The organism is Herbiconiux sp. SALV-R1 (assembly GCF_013113715.1).
Lineage (GTDB): Bacteria > Actinomycetota > Actinomycetes > Actinomycetales > Microbacteriaceae > Herbiconiux.
The window spans coordinates 61268-75494 of the sequence record NZ_CP053345.1 but is presented as its reverse complement, the minus strand read 5'-3'; the positions used below and the strand labels follow the sequence as shown (position 1 = coordinate 75494).

Below are 14227 nucleotides of genomic sequence, written 5' to 3'. Positions count from 1 at the left end.
CACCCCCAGTGACCACACCCTCAGTGATGACATCCCGCACCGCCATCGTGACCGGAGCCGCGCGCGGGATCGGGGCCTCGGTCGCCCTGCGCCTCGCTCGCGAGGGCCATGCCGTCGCCGTGCTCGACCTCACCGAGGAGATGTGCGCGGCCACGGTGGACGCCATCCGCGCCGACGGCGGCAGAGCTCTCGCCATCGGCGCCGATGTGGGCGACGAGGCGGCCGTCGCGGCGGCGTTCGACGTGATCGAACAGCAGCTCGGTGCTCCGACCATCCTGGTGAACAACGCCGGCATCATCCGCGACAACCTGCTCTTCAAGATGGCGACGGCGGACTGGGACGCGGTCATGAACGTGCACCTGCGGGGTGCCTTCCTCGTGAGCAGAGCCGCCCAGGCGCACATGACGAGAGCCGGCTTTGGCCGCATCGTGAACATGTCGAGTTCGTCGGCACTGGGCAACCGGGGCCAGGCGAACTACGCTGCCGCCAAGGCCGGTATCCAGGGCTTCACCAAGACCCTCGCCATCGAACTCGGCAGGTTCGGCATCACCGTCAACTCCATCGGCCCCGGCTGGATCCAGACCGAGATGACGGCGGCGACTGCCGAGCGGATCGGCGTGCCCTTCGAGGAGATGCTCACGCAATGGGCCGGCCAGATCCCAGTCGGCCGGGTCGGCCAGCCCGAGGACATCGCGCACGCGGTGTCGTTCTTCGTGAGCGAGCAGGCGGGCTTCGTGTCCGGCCAGGTGCTCTACGTCGCGGGCGGGCCTCTCGATTGACCGCGCGCACGTTCGAGTCGATCGTCGATCTCGCCGCCGCCATCGGAGCGGAGCTCGGCCCCACGCCCTGGCACTCCATCGATCAGCACCGGATCGACACCTTCGCGGAGACCACCGAAGACCGGCAGTGGATCCACGTGGAGCCTGAGCGCGCCGCTGCCGGGCCCTTCGGTGGCACGATCGCGCATGGGTATCTGACGCTGTCCCTCGTCTCGGTGCTCCTCGCCGAGAGCTTCGAGGTCGTCGACGCGCCCGCGACGGTGAACTACGGCCTCGACCGCGTGCGGTTCCCCGCTCCGGTTGCGGCCGGATCGCGCATCCGCGGGCGCACCCACCTGCTCGACCTGAAGGAGGTCGCGCACGGTCGATTGCTCGTGTCGCGGATCACCGTCGAGATCGACGGTGGAACCAAGCCCGCCTGCGTCGCCGACGTCCTCACCCTGTTCCCGACCTGGACGGAGATTCCATCATGACCATCGTGTCGCCCGAAACCAGTCACGCGCTCTCGGCGGATCTCTTCGCCTTCCAGGGCCAGCTCACCGCCGAGGAGCAGCTCGTGCTCGTGGAGTTGCGGGAGTTCCTCGACGAGCACGTGCGGCCGTTCGCCGACGACTGGTGGGAGAGGGCAGAGAGTCCCCGGCACCTGCTGAGACGGTTCGGAGAACTCGGCATCCTCGGATACGGCTTCGAGGAGACCCGGCCGTTCGCGAGCAGTTCGGCCTTCCGCAATTGGATCGGCCTCGAGCTCGCCCGGTGCGACCCGTCGACCGCTGTGCTCGTCGGCGTGCACGTCGGACTCGGTATGGGGTCGATCGCCCTCGGCGGGTCGCAGGAGCAGCGCGCCGAATGGCTGCCCCGGCTCGCGTCGGGGGAGCTGATCGCTGCGTTCGGATTGACGGAGCCCGACCACGGCTCCGACACCGCCCGTGGCCTCGCGACCACTGCGGAGCGACGCGGTGACGAGTGGGTGCTCAACGGCGCGAAGCGGTGGATCGGGAATGGGACCTTCGCCGACGTGATCGTCATCTGGGCCAGAGACCTCGCCGACGACAGCGTCAAGGGATTTCTCGTCCGCACCCCGGCGTCCGGTCTCACCGCGACGAAGATCGATCGGAAGATCTCGATGCGGTCGGTCGAGAACGCCGACATCGAGCTCGTGGACGTCGTGGTGCCCGAGCGGGATCGCCTTCAGCGGGCGAGCAGCTTCCGAGACGTGGCGCGCGTGCTTCGCCACACCCGCCTCGAGTCGGCCTGGCATGCGGCAGGCGTCTCCATGGGGGCGTTCGAGGCGGCGCTCGCCTACGCACAGAGCCGCACGCAGTTCGGGCGACCCATCGCGTCGTTCCAGCTCGTGCAGCAGAAGCTGGCCGATGTCGCCACGAACATCACGGCGACGCTCGCCATCGACATGGCCGCGAGCCGGCTGAGCGACGACGGGCAGCTCGACGAGCAACACTCCTCGCTCGCCAAGGCGTTCGCGGCCGGCCGCCTCCGGCAGTCCGTCGCGCTGTGCCGGGAGATCGCCGGGGGCAACGGAGTGCAGCTCGACGCGGGTGTGGCGCGATATTTTGGGGATGCCGAAGCCATCTACACCTTCGAGGGAACGCATGAGATGAACTCCTTGATTTTAGGCCGGGCACTCACCGGGATTGCCGCTTTCATCTCCTAGAGGTCACCAATGCCCATGGTCGTTCCGAGAATTCAATCCATCACCTCCAACGGGCGGCAGAGGCCCATCCTGCGGATGCTCGGATGAAGATTCTCATCGAGGGAAGAGCACCTGTCACAGGCAGGCACGAGCACGCCGACCAGATGAGCCGTCACCGCTTCATCTGATGGAGTATCCGTGCACGCCTCATCCGCGTCCCGCTACAGGGTCAGCCCGAAAGCCTGTGCGAAGCCTGGCCCGCGCTACGAAGCAGATGATCCCCCAGGGCCGAGATTGGTAGCCACTCCTACCTGTTCCCTGCGGGATTGAGCGGCCACCGATACTGATCGTTATGTCAATACGAAGACGGCATCTTCGCACGTGATTCGAACTGGCCGGTCCCCTCGACCTCCCTCACATTGCAAGGAACCAGAGCCCGCCTGGACGCCAAGAACGAGTGGACTGCATGGAAATCGCTTCGACGCCCTTGTTAGTAAATGACCGCTGATCGGACGTTTCTTTGACACGCTTGACGCACATTCGCGGTTAATGCGAACATTTCGCATATTATGCGGATGGATGAGCCGGGTCAACCAGGAGCGGTTCCTGTCCATCTGCGCGCTGGTATCGCCATCCTGAACGCCGAGGAAAGCGTCTGGGTGGCGATGCTCGACGGGTGGGCTGCACAGCAGGTCACTCGGCTTCTGTCGGCGTCGACGATCGAGAAGCGCCGTTCGATCGCGGTGCGGTTCCTGGCGTTCGCTGGCTGCTATCCGTGGTCGTGGACGGCGTCGATGGTCGATGAGTTCTTCCTCGAGCTCCGCGGTTTGAAGGGCGCGTCCCACGCGACCCTGCTGGGTTACCAGAACGCGTTGCGGATGTTCCTGGAGTATCTGACCGATCCGGCTTACGGCTGGAGCGAGCACTGCTGGGACCGGTTCGGTGACCACCCCGCTCAGGTCTTCCACGAGTGGAACACCGCCCGTCACGCGCAGGCCGCGATCGGCACCCCCGGAAAGCGGCCTTACACCCGCGACGAGATCCAGGACCTGTTCGATTGCGCGGACGACCGGGTGCTCCGCATCCGCCGCTCCGGGTCGAAGGGCTGGATTCCGGCGTTCCGGATCGCGACGATGATGAAGGCCGCCTACGCCTGGGGTCTGCGCCGCAACGAGGTCCGTCAACTCGATCTCGTCGATCTCGCCTCAAACCCTAGGGCACGCCAGTTCGGTGATGTCGGGATCATCTATGTCCGGTTCGGGAAGGCGATGCGCGGCTCTCCCCCGAAGCGCCGCACGGTTCTGACGCTGCCGGAGTTCGACTGGATCGTCGAGTGCATACGCGAATGGAGAACCGATGTCCGGCCGCTGTTCGCGCCACCCGGGTCGACTGCGCTTTGGCCGAGCGAACGCAGCGGCATGGTCGCCGCTGACTCCGTGAGCCGGGCCTTCAACGAGGTCCGCCGCGAGGCGGGCTTGGTCGAGGATCTCGACTTCCATTCGCTGCGCCGCTCTTACGTTACGCACCTGGTCGAGGACGGTTACGACGCCTTCTTCATCCAGCAGCAAGTCGGCCACGAACACGCCTCCACGACCTCTATCTATACCGGCCTGTCCCCCGATTACCGCGCCCGCGTCGTCGATGACGCGATCGCCCGGATGGCCACCCAGCTCACCACGAAGGAAACCTGACCATGCAACGACGAATCGAACACGGCTGGCGGCTTCGGGAGCTGATGGCCGCCCGAGGAATGAACACCATCTCCGACCTCATCCCGCACCTCTCCGATCGGGGCATCCACCTCTCGGACTCGCAGATCTATCGCCTCGTCGGCGGCACGCCCGAACGCATGAACCTGGCACTGCTCGGCGCGATCCTCGACACCCTCGACTGCACCTTCGAGGAGCTCTGCCCGATCACCGTCCAGGCCGTTCCCGACCGCGCCACCGGAACGGTCGACGCCTCGGCGACGAAGGACGCGTTCCGTCCCGCTCGAGCACGGGTCCACCGACCTGAATGAGCCGGCCCCGCTCCCCTGCCGAATGCGTCCGCTGCGGCCGCACGGGGGTTCGGTTCGCCACCACGTGGCCTGAGGGGCGCATCTGTCGACGCTGCTACCAACGCGCCACCCGCCTCCACGGCACCTGCCCGGGCTGCCACGTCAATCGTCTGCTTCCCGGACTGCTCGCCGAGGAACCGTGCTGCGTCGATTGCGCCGGAATCCCCAAAGACTTCCACTGCGCCCGTTGCGGCCGCGAAGACGAACCCGTCCGCATCGGACTCTGCGCCCACTGCTGCCTCACCGACGACCTCACTGACCTCTTCACCGACACCCACGGGCACATCAACCCCACGATGCTGCCGCTGTTCACCGCTCTGACGCAGCAGGCGCACGCCCGCAGCGCCCGGGTCTGGTTGATCGTCAACCCGCACACGAAGGCACTCATCCGAGATCTCTCCCGCGGCGTCGCGCCACTCGAGCACGCCACCTTCACCGGACACAGCCATCCGAGCAAGGTCGCGTTCCTCCGGGAACTCTGCGTCGAACACGGCCTCCTCGACCCTGTCCACCTCGACATCGAACGATTCCAGACCTGGCTCGACAGCAAACTCGCCGGCGCCGAACCTGACGACGCACGCCTGCTGAGGCAATACGCCCGCTGGGTCCACCTCAACCGCATGCACCACCTCGCCACCACGGGCCAGCTGAAGAAGGGCACCTTCCTCTCCGCCAAACAATCAACGACCGTCGCCCTCGAGTTCCTGCGCCACATCCGAGACCGCGGCCACTCCCCCGCGACCTGCACCCAGACCGACATCGACGACTGGCTCATAGGCCCCACCACCCGAAGTCTTGCCCGCGGCTTCGTCCGCTGGTCCGTCAGCCACCGCCACCTCCCCTCGCTCGAGTTTCCCTACCGAGTCGCGAAGGCGGAGCCGATCATCACCCAGCAACAACGACTCGACCACATCACCCGGCTCCTCTCCCCCACCAACGCCCTCGACCCGGACGAGCGCGCCGCAGCCCTGCTCCTCCTGCTCTATGGGCAGCCACTCGTCCGCATCGCGCAAATGCGGCTGCACCAGCTCACGGCCACCGAAACGGCGATCATCGTCGCGTTCACCGGCGACGTCCTCACCATTCCGTCACCGTTCGACCGTGTCATCCGAGAACACCTCGCCGCGCTGCCCCATCAGACAACATCCGCCCACCGCGACAACCAGTGGCTTTTCCCCGGCGGCCGACCCGGCCAACACCTCCACCAGGGCACCCTGATGAACAAGCTCCGCAACGCCGGGGTCGACCTCCGCGGCGCCCGCAACGCCTCCCTTCGAGCCCTCGTCCTCGAACTGCCCGCACCCGTCGTCGCCGACTCCCTCAACTACAGCTACCAAGTCACCGACAAGCACCGTCAGAACACCGGAGCCACATTCGCGGACTACGTCTCCAGACGCCCCTCCCCCAACACCGGCACCAGCACCAGCACCGCTTGATTAATACAGCAGACACTGTATTAATGGGCTCATGCTCACGATCAGCACGCGCCTCGACGTCATGAACAGGCTCGGCCGCGCCATGGCCGACCCGACCAGATCGCGCATCCTGATGCTCCTGCTGGACCAGCCGGCCTACCCCGCGGAGATCGCCCAGCAGCTCGAACTCACCCGTCAGAACGTCTCCAACCACCTCACCTGCCTCCGCGACTGCGGCATCGTCGTCGCCGAACCCGAAGGCCGGCAGCACCGTTACGAGATCGCCGACGCCCACCTCGCGAAAGCACTCAACAACCTCGTCGGAGTCGTGCTCGCCGTCGACGCCTCCGCCCCCTGCAACGACGAAGCCTGCACCGTCCCCGGCTGCTGCGAGGTCACCCTGTGACCACCACAACCGAACGCCCAAACCATGACCGAAAGGCGGTGCTGCAGAAGCGCATCCGCCTGATCGTCGCCATCACGATCGGCTACAACCTGATCGAGGCGATCATCGCGATCGCGGCCGGCACCGCAGCCTCATCCGGAGCCCTGATCGGTTTCGGCCTCGACTCCACAATCGAAGTGCTCTCCGCTGCAGCCGTTGCTTGGCAGTTCACCCGCAAAGACCCCGAGCGCTGGGAGAAGGGCACCCTCCGCGTCATCGCTCTCGCGTTCTTCGCTCTCGCCCTCTACGTCGGCGCCAACGCCATCCTGACCCTCACCCAAGCGGTCGACATCGAGCACAGCACCGTCGGGATTGTCCTCACCGCTCTCAGCGTCGTCATCATGCCGTTCCTCTCGCTCGCGGAACGACGCACCGGACGCGAACTCGGCTCCGCGACAGCAATCGCCGACTCGAAGCAGACGCTGATCTGCACCTACCTCTCGGCCGCCGTCCTCATCGGCCTCCTCCTGAACACGCTCTTCGGATGGTGGTGGGCCGACCCGATCGCCGCTCTCGTGATCGTCATCTTTGCGATCCGCGAGGGCATCCAAGCCTGGAAGGGCGATGCTTGCGCCACCTCAGTCGGCATGCTCCTCGAGGACGACGACCACAAAGACGAAGGCCACCACCACTGAGGGCTTCGGGGTCACCGCAACTCTGTCAGCTGCCCCAAAGGACGCCCAAACGAACAGAATTCGCCGGTCACGAATCCGCCGGGGCACCACATCGGTGCGCGTTAACGAGTCGAGCCTGACCAGGGACTCGTTCATGATGTAGAACGCATGGCGCCCTGCTGCCGCATTTGCCTCCGCGACGCCACGGCGATGAGGGTGAGTCACCCCGTCCGCGCCTGTCAAGGGGCCGCGAGTGTCTCACTTCCACAGTTGTATATGCGAACGGATGTTTGGGTTGTTGTAGTGGCTTCGGAGACGTTCGCGGAGATTCTGGGCGTCTATCTGGATGAGCTTGACGCCCTAGAAGCGGCCGCGCACTACACTGCCCTTTCCCTTCATCAACATTTCTTTTGCCTGTCTGGCATGAGATTCGGGTGCGAGCGTGAGGCGCGCAGTGCCGACGGTGCCGGGCGAAATAAGCCCCTGGGCACGTTCGGGACGGTCGGAACGGAGTGCTGGAAGCGAGCTACCGTGAACGGCCAGACAGGTGAAAGCCGCGTTTTTCCCGCGCCGCTTAGTGGTGCCTTATGACGACCGCTGCCACGGCCGCGGGGTGTTCTGGAGCTGCCGCGCGCGGTGCGCTTTGCCCTCGGTGGGGTGGGTTCAGTCGTGTGGGTCATTGCCGATGGCTCCGGTTGGTCCGGGAGGGAGGTTGCGTCGTTGCTCGAGCCAGATGTGGTGTCATCGAAGCGCGGAGCTCACGGCGGAGCGGATGATCCAGTGCAGGAGGTAGAGGATCACGGCTGCGGTGACGAGGGTGAGGGCGATAGCGGTGATGAGTGAGCCGGCGGTGTCGGCGACGAACACGGTGTGCTTCTTTCTCGTGCTGGTCAGTTGGTGGTTAGTTGTCCGTCGGTGAAGCCGACGTCGATGTGGAGGTGGTTGCAGCTGTCTTCGAACTGGGTGAAGTTCGTCGTGGACACGGTGGCGCCGGCGGACGCGCGGCAGTCGACTTGGCCGACGCGGGCACCTGCGGGCATGACGGGGTCGAGGGCGGTGATGAGTCGGATGGAGTTCCCGTCGGCGCCGGTGACGCCTTGCCCGTTGAGGCGGTAGAAGTCCACGGCGAGTCCACCCCCGTTGAAGTAGTGGGAGGAGGCGGTGCCGGCGCCTTCGATCTGCCCGGTGCATTTTCGGTTGATGTCGGAGACCCCGACTTGGTCGAAGATCTGCAGGGCGAGGACGAGCACTTGGAGGATGCGGACGTCGACGCCGCAGTCGGGCACGGTCTGGCCTTGGGCGATCCACCGTATTTCTTTGATGTGGTCGGGGGTGGAGCCGATGAGGCGGCCTTGGTCGGCGGCGTCGACGAGCTGCTGCGCGAGCTGCACTGCGTCGCCGCCGATCGCGCACTCCCCCGCTCCCCCGGTTGAGAGGAGCGTCTGCACGACCTCGGTCGCGGGTATGTAGAACGGCGTGTAGTAGTTCGGGTCGGCGTTGATCTGCACGGCGTGCGCGGCCAGGGTGGGCGCCATCGTCTCCCACTCGTCGACGCCCATCAGGCGGGTGAAGAACGCGGTTGCTGCCTTGTGCGGGTCCATGCGGTCAGCAAGGGGACCATAGCCGCGTTCCTGCTGCTGAAACAGACCGACGGAGTCAGCGACGGTGCCGTCGGGGTTGATGGCATTGTCGCCGTGGTCGAGGTTCCGGAGTGTGGACTCCCCCATCGCGGTCATCACCCCGATGGTCTGCGCCGTGGTGGGGAGGCCGAGCTCGGCGGCGGCGTTCATGATGATGCCTGCGTTCTCGAGCTGCTCCCCCGAGTACCCGGCGACTGACTGGCCGCCTGCGGCTCCGGGGTCGACGACTCCGGAGCCGCAGCCTGCGGACGCGCCGGGGGCCATGCCGAAGAGCACCGCGGTCGCGGTGAACGTCACAACGGTGACAGCGGCGAGGGTGGGTAGTTTCCAGCCCATACGGCTTCAGGCGAGGGCGCCGGCGGATCGGAACGCTTCATCGGTGTCGGTGATCCTGGTCTCCCACGGGGACCGGATGTGCTGCACGAGTGTTTCCGGGCGGGAGGAGTACTTGAAGATATGGTGCCCGTCAGCGAGGCGCTCGATCTGGCCGGCCGTGTCGGCCCCGAACCCGAACGTTCCGGCGGCCCAGAGGGCGTCTTCGCGGAGGGTTTGCCGGTGCACGTGCACGGTCTGGGCCTCTTGGATCATGGCCATGCCAGGCGATCCGGGCGGGATGTCGGTGCCTTTGTGGAACACGAACACGTTCGACAGGCCCAGGCCTCGTGAGAGTTTTTGGTTGGAGCGGGCGAGCTGCGCGGAGGGGCCGGCGGCGATGTGCCAGCCCTCTTCGTAGAGGCAGTTGGTGGCCCATCCCCGGTCTTCGCGGAGCCGACCAAGAAGCCACATGTGTCCGATCGCCATCACCGCCGGCACCGCCGGCCCCTGATCGGGCAACTGGGAGATATCGAATGCGGTGAGCTTCCCGCGAAGGTCGACGTTCTTCGACGTCTCGCCGTCGAGGAGTCCGCCGTAGTCCTGCAGGAGCGTGTTCAGGGTGAACCGCACCGACAGGCCCGCCTGATGCAGAGCGTCGATTGCTTGGGGCGAGAGGCCGTCGTAGTCGGTCATGTCGGCGACGCGGGAGAGGTTCGGGAGGACGTCGGCGAGGGTGGGGGTGCGGCCGTCCTCGCGTTCGGTGACGGTGCGGCGTAGCGCGGCACGGAGGGATTCTTCTTCCCATTCGTTGAGGGCCTGGTCTTCGCGGGCGAGGCGGGCGACGACGTTCAGGAGTTGCATCTGCCCGGTCATGCCGGTGCCGCGGCTGACCATCGGGTCGAGGAGGTTCAGGCGGGTGCCGGTGCCGTCGACGGCGAACTTGATCGGTTCGTGCCCATACGCGCGGGCGAGCTCCGCGTACTCTCCCTCTCCCCCGCGGTCCTTCTTGTCGAACACGCACGCCCGCCGCCGGTTCAGCAACAGCGGCCTAATCACGTACACGGTCTTTGTCAGGGACGATTTCCCGGAGCCTACGTCGCCGATCACGACGACGTTCGGGGAGGAGACGAGGCGGGGTGTGGCGTTGTAGGCGGTGACGGGGTCGTGGGCGATCATCGTCCGCGACAGGACGTCCCGCCCGATGACGACACCGTTGGTGCCGGTGGGGGCGCCGATGATCGCGGTGTTGAGGATCTCGGCCTGCCGCGTCGATGTCGGAGCGCCCGGAAGGGCGGGGGCGTAGAAGCCTCGGCGAGCTGCTCCGAGCTTGGTGCGGAGTCGGGCGCCGGGTTGCTGCCAGGGGATGATCTCGCGGGCCTCACCGGTGGTGGTGTCGATCCGCGCGGCGGTCTCGACCGGCGGCGCGAACGCCCGCAACACCGGAAGCGTGTGCCAGCGCCGCGCTGCGACGGGTGCGGCATGTGAGGGTTCGGTTTTGGGGGTGGTGTCGGCGTGTGTACTCACAGGGCTTCCCTTTCGGTCTTGCCCGCGAGGGCGTTCATGAACCGTGACCCGACCGACACCCGGCCGGGGGTGAGGCCACGGCCGATAGGCCAGGTCGTCCCGGACGCAGCGGCCTGGTAGGAGTCCTGCCACTCGAGCCGTTCGATGCCGAGACCTGTCGCGCAGGTCTCCTCGAGCGCGCGGGAGGCGCGCATCAGCGCGTCTCGGTCACGTTCGGTAATGGTGACGTACCCGATCCAGGTACCGCCGTGGTGTGCAGATCCGTGGGCCAAGTCGCGGGCACGAACCTTCGCGGCCGACAGGTTGGCGGCCGTCTCATCGTTCTGGACACGTCCCTTCTGGACGTCATCGAGCGTGTCTGCGTTGTCCCGGGTGACGTCTTTCGCAGTCGCTGCTTTCGCCTCACCCTTGGGGACGAGGTGAAGGTGGAAGGAGAGCGTACGGATGAAGCGGATGTCGGAACCGGTCAGGAGGTCCAGGGCCCAGAGTTGACGGCGGGCGCCCATGGCCATGTTCTCCGACCGGATTGCTGCCGTCCTGTGCCACCACTGCACGGGGTTACCCATGACCGGGTCTGCGTCGTCGACGACGTGCGCGGAGTACTCGTCATGCGATCTGATCCCGACCCTGGCGGGGTCGACTCCTTTGACGTGGTCGATTGGTCGGGACGGGTTTTGCTGATGCAGCAGCACAGCCGTGAGCCGACGTGCGGTGAGGGCCTCGACCTGGCCTACGCGCGCTTCAGTGAGGCCGCGGAGCGCGGACGCTATCTCTTGCCGCATCAGCAGACGCCAACCGTCCCGGCCGGCTCCGTACTTGGCGGCAGTGTCGTGGAACGCGGGGGTGAGGGGCCAGGAGATGGTGAAGTAGTGGCGTTGCACCATGGCGTCTTCGCTGTTCAGCCGCAGCACCGTCTCATACGATGCGACGGCTTCGGCGGGGGCGTCCGGGTCGAGGGCGGAGAGTACCCAGAATTCCTGCATCGCCGAGTCCGCCGGCAGCACCCGCGTCGTCATCTGCACATCCCCCACCAGGTTCATCGGTGTCGCCCGGGAGGCGAGGAACATGCCGAACGCTTCGGCGGCGCGGCGGAGTTTCGCGGACGACTCCGACCCCGACACCTGCCCGGTCGCACTGAATGTCACCGACAAGTACGGCTGTTCACCGAGAGGGGCGTGCCAGGCGATGCCGGGCTCGTTGGGCCCGCACTGCAGCCAGCCCATCCCGTCCGCACCGTCCGGGTTCCCGCGCATCGCCGTCAGTGCCCGCGCGGTCGCCCGCTTCTCCGCGCGGCCTTTGGCATGGGCGGCGGCCTGTTCACGCTGGTCCCACTCGGCAACATCGAATGGTTCGAACGCGTCCGTGCCCGTCTTGACCCTCGACCGCCACCTCACACGCTTCGTGCGCCGGTCCAGGATCGACCCGCGGTGGGTGCGCTGGGTGAGGAAAAACACCGTCAGCCCGCCGACGAGGCCGATGGTGAGACCCCAGATGCCGAACAGTGGGGTGAGGAGCAGCATCGCGAAGAACGCGGCGCCGAGGCCGATGATGCGGGTTCTGGAGACGGTGCCGCCGAAGAAGGACCGGTGTGCGGATTCGCCGCCAATGTGGCGGGCGGTGTCGCTGTGTAGGTCGGTGCTCACAGGCCCTCTCCTTCGTCATCCATCGTGTCCAGCGACTGCTGCGCGGCCGCGTCCGTGAACTCGACCGCCTTCTCGCCCACCTTCGCTCCGGCAGCGATCGCACCCGCAGCGATCAACGTCGGGACACCGATCACCGCCCCGGCACCGGTCGCGGACTCCCCCGAGCCGACAGCGGCGGTCCCGGCCGCGATCCCTTCTCCCGCACCTGCCACACCAGCTGCAGCGCCGGATACGCCAGCCGCTGCGCCACCGGCGGCCGTTCCGACACCGCTGGATGCGGCGCTGGTTCCCGCTGAGCTCGCACCGGTTGCCGGGCCGGCCACGGCGCCGGTGAAGCCGCCGACACGTTCGGCGGCCGCCGCACTGAGGCCCCCGCTCCCTGCCCCGACGACGGCGGGCGCTTCGGCCGCAGCAGGTGTGGCCTGGGACGAGCTCGTAGGCGCGGCCTGCTGGATGACCTCGGGGTGTTGCTTCTCGGTGACTGTGCTGAGACTGTCTGATCCCCACGAGCCAGGATTCTTCCCAGCTCCGTTACTCCCACCGGTTCCCAGGGGGATGACCGGCGCGAAGCTCTTCAACAGCAGGGGTGAGAACGCAGCGATGAACAGCGCGATGACAGCAACGACCAGGTTGACGAGGGATTTGAGGGAGGCGTTGTTCCCGAAGGTGTTCACGCTCGAGCCCATCATCTGAAACGCCACCCCGAGCAGAAGGAACAACAGCGGGTGGGAGGCGAGGATGCCGACCCAGAGGCCGACGACGCGCAGGCCGAAGCGGCGGTGATTCTCGTCGATGATCCACACGATTCCGAGTGGCACGATCACACCCATGAAGTAGAGCGCGACGAGCTGCACGATCAGAATGCACAGGACCAGCAGCAGTCCGATCAGCATCAGCACCATGAGAATCGCGGCGACGGGCACTCCCCCGGCCATGCCAGTCGGGTCAGCCTCGTCGAGCATGGTCTGGAACCCGTTGATGGTGTCGTCGACACTGCCTGTGATGCCCCAGCTCATGAACACATTCGAGAGAGAGTGGAAAAAGCCGACAAGCATCCACCCGATCAGTGGCCCGAACATCGCCCCACCCAGGAACAGGGGCGTGTAGAGGCCAAGGGACCCTGCGAGAGCCCGTCCGGACTGGTGGCCTCGTGCCGTGCGCACGAGCTGCGCGAGCAAGATGACGATCATCACGAGGATCGCGGTAGCGAAGGAGATCGCGTAGGCGCTGATGAACCAGTCGACCGTCAGATCGGGCAGGGTTGCGGAGGTGAGCGCCGGCAGCAGGTCGTTCGCGAGGCTCTTCGAAGCGTCACGCATCGCCTCGAACGTCTTCCCCCACGGATCCGAGAAGAATCCGAACACATCGCGCCCGCCGTTGATGGCGTCGCCGATGCCGTCAGAGGCGCACTCGAACGGGTTCGTGCATTCTGGCTTTTCTACAACCATCAGCAACCTCCAGTGAAGGTGGTGCCGATCGCGTAGAGGTCCTGAGTGGAGCGGGAAAACGACCCACCTTCAAGCTTCCACATCCCGCCTTGCCACACGAGCTCAAAGGTCGAAACCGATCGGAGCTGCGGGCTGAGCGCGCCGTCGATGACGTACGCAGAACCGATGGAGATTTCAGCTCGGTTGGCCTCCGCAGACTCGACATGCCAAACGCCGGGAACCGTGGACAGGTAGAACTCAGTCCCGTCCGGAACCACGCCTCGCGACGGGTTCGGATTGGCGGCCGCCGCGCTGGCGAGGTCAGCGAACTCGGGAGAGGCCGTTGATGCGACGATCGCGTCACCCACTTGGTTCGCTTCGGCGCTGTCAGGGCCCGGGTAGCGGAAGGTCCAGCGGACCATTGCCGCGGCGACTTCGACGGCCCCGTTGGTGGTGTGTGGTGCTGCTGCTTGTGCGGCGAGGAGCATGTCCGCGTCTCTGCCGGGGCCGCCGAGACATCCCGTGGGCTCTGCGTCGGTCACGAGGGTGCTGGTCGGTGTCGGCGTCGGTGGTGGTGCTGCGTCGACGGGGACGTCCGTGGGTACGGGGCGGAGCGTGACGACGAGCACGATCACGGCGGCGGCGATGACGGCGGCGCCGGCGAGGAACCAGGGCCAGATCCTGCGCGGCGGGCGCGCTTCGGTGCGGGCCACGCGGG

The 14227-nt window shown here is 66.5% G+C and carries 14 protein-coding genes; 8 read left to right on the top strand and 6 right to left on the bottom strand.

Annotated elements, in window-relative coordinates; genetic code table 11:
- Positions 1-26: 26 nt before the first annotated feature.
- The 8 genes from fabG to HL652_RS21170 all read left to right on the top strand — a co-directional run bounded on the left by fabG (position 27) and on the right by HL652_RS21170 (position 6981).
- Positions 27-779 (top strand): 3-oxoacyl-ACP reductase FabG, encoded by a 753-nt coding sequence (gene fabG, locus HL652_RS21205; protein ID WP_171707540.1) that lies wholly within the window; start codon positions 27-29, stop codon positions 777-779.
- Entirely contained in the window at positions 776-1252 is a 477-nt protein-coding gene (locus HL652_RS21200; RefSeq protein ID WP_171707539.1) for a MaoC family dehydratase, read from the top strand. Before fabG ends, HL652_RS21200 begins: the two co-directional genes overlap by 4 nt.
- Entirely contained in the window at positions 1249-2448 is a 1200-nt protein-coding gene (locus HL652_RS21195; RefSeq protein ID WP_171707538.1) for an acyl-CoA dehydrogenase family protein, read from the top strand. Before HL652_RS21200 ends, HL652_RS21195 begins: the two co-directional genes overlap by 4 nt.
- A gap of 554 nt (positions 2449-3002) precedes the next feature.
- Complete coding sequence (locus HL652_RS21190; protein WP_171704751.1) at positions 3003-4118, top strand: tyrosine-type recombinase/integrase; 1116 nt, start codon at positions 3003-3005, stop codon at positions 4116-4118.
- A gap of 2 nt (positions 4119-4120) precedes the next feature.
- The gene (locus HL652_RS21185) at positions 4121-4447 is read left to right on the top strand and encodes a helix-turn-helix domain-containing protein (protein ID WP_171704750.1); all 327 of its coding nucleotides are present in this window, start codon (positions 4121-4123) and stop codon (positions 4445-4447) included.
- Positions 4444-5922 carry a hypothetical protein gene (locus HL652_RS21180; protein ID WP_171704749.1) on the top strand — a complete coding sequence of 493 codons (1479 nt, stop codon included), beginning with the start codon at positions 4444-4446 and terminating at the stop codon, positions 5920-5922. Before HL652_RS21185 ends, HL652_RS21180 begins: the two co-directional genes overlap by 4 nt.
- A 31-nt stretch (positions 5923-5953) precedes the next feature.
- The gene (cmtR, locus tag HL652_RS21175; protein ID WP_171704748.1) at positions 5954-6307 is read left to right on the top strand and encodes a Cd(II)/Pb(II)-sensing metalloregulatory transcriptional regulator CmtR; all 354 of its coding nucleotides are present in this window, start codon (positions 5954-5956) and stop codon (positions 6305-6307) included.
- Positions 6304-6981 (top strand): cation diffusion facilitator family transporter, encoded by a 678-nt coding sequence (locus HL652_RS21170; RefSeq protein ID WP_171704747.1) that lies wholly within the window; start codon positions 6304-6306, stop codon positions 6979-6981. The genes cmtR and HL652_RS21170 overlap by 4 nt, the downstream gene beginning before the upstream one ends.
- 720 nt (positions 6982-7701) lie before the next feature.
- On the opposite strand, the gene HL652_RS21945 is transcribed toward HL652_RS21170, so the two are convergent.
- The 6 genes from HL652_RS21945 to HL652_RS21145 are packed head-to-tail and all read right to left on the bottom strand — an operon-like array spanning position 7702 to position 14222.
- A complete protein-coding gene (locus HL652_RS21945; RefSeq protein ID WP_256371311.1) occupies positions 7702-7827 on the bottom strand; it encodes a hypothetical protein in 126 nt (41 codons plus the stop codon).
- 23 nt (positions 7828-7850) lie between these two features.
- On the bottom strand, positions 7851-8936 hold the full coding sequence (locus tag HL652_RS21165) for a hypothetical protein (protein WP_171707537.1): 1086 nt from the start codon (positions 8934-8936) through the stop codon (positions 7851-7853).
- Positions 8937-8942: 6 nt separating this feature from the next.
- Positions 8943-10439 carry an ATP/GTP-binding protein gene (locus HL652_RS21160; protein ID WP_171707536.1) on the bottom strand — a complete coding sequence of 499 codons (1497 nt, stop codon included), beginning with the start codon at positions 10437-10439 and terminating at the stop codon, positions 8943-8945.
- Positions 10436-12082, bottom strand: coding sequence for a hypothetical protein (locus tag HL652_RS21155; RefSeq protein WP_171707535.1), 1647 nt, complete (start codon positions 12080-12082; stop codon positions 10436-10438). Before HL652_RS21155 ends, HL652_RS21160 begins: the two co-directional genes overlap by 4 nt.
- Positions 12079-13530, bottom strand: a complete 1452-nt coding sequence (locus HL652_RS21150; RefSeq protein ID WP_171707534.1) for a hypothetical protein — start codon at positions 13528-13530, stop codon at positions 12079-12081. The genes HL652_RS21155 and HL652_RS21150 overlap by 4 nt, the downstream gene beginning before the upstream one ends.
- A complete protein-coding gene (locus HL652_RS21145; RefSeq protein WP_171707533.1) occupies positions 13530-14222 on the bottom strand; it encodes a hypothetical protein in 693 nt (230 codons plus the stop codon). Before HL652_RS21145 ends, HL652_RS21150 begins: the two co-directional genes overlap by 1 nt.
- Positions 14223-14227: the final 5 nt, after the last annotated feature.

Bases quoted from the DNA above. Each gene is read 5' to 3' on its own strand.
- HL652_RS21180 (WP_171704749.1), top strand. From the start codon at position 4,444: ATGAGCCGGCCCCGCTCCCCTGCCGAATGCGTCCGCTGCGGCCGCACG.
- HL652_RS21195 (WP_171707538.1), top strand. From the start codon at position 1,249: ATGACCATCGTGTCGCCCGAAACCAGTCACGCGCTCTCGGCGGATCTC.
- HL652_RS21150 (WP_171707534.1), bottom strand. From the start codon at position 13,530: ATGGTTGTAGAAAAGCCAGAATGCACGAACCCGTTCGAGTGCGCCTCT.
- fabG (WP_171707540.1), top strand. From the start codon at position 27: ATGACATCCCGCACCGCCATCGTGACCGGAGCCGCGCGCGGGATCGGG.
- HL652_RS21185 (WP_171704750.1), top strand. From the start codon at position 4,121: ATGCAACGACGAATCGAACACGGCTGGCGGCTTCGGGAGCTGATGGCC.
- HL652_RS21165 (WP_171707537.1), bottom strand. From the start codon at position 8,936: ATGGGCTGGAAACTACCCACCCTCGCCGCTGTCACCGTTGTGACGTTC.
- cmtR (WP_171704748.1), top strand. From the start codon at position 5,954: ATGCTCACGATCAGCACGCGCCTCGACGTCATGAACAGGCTCGGCCGC.
- HL652_RS21190 (WP_171704751.1), top strand. From the start codon at position 3,003: ATGGATGAGCCGGGTCAACCAGGAGCGGTTCCTGTCCATCTGCGCGCT.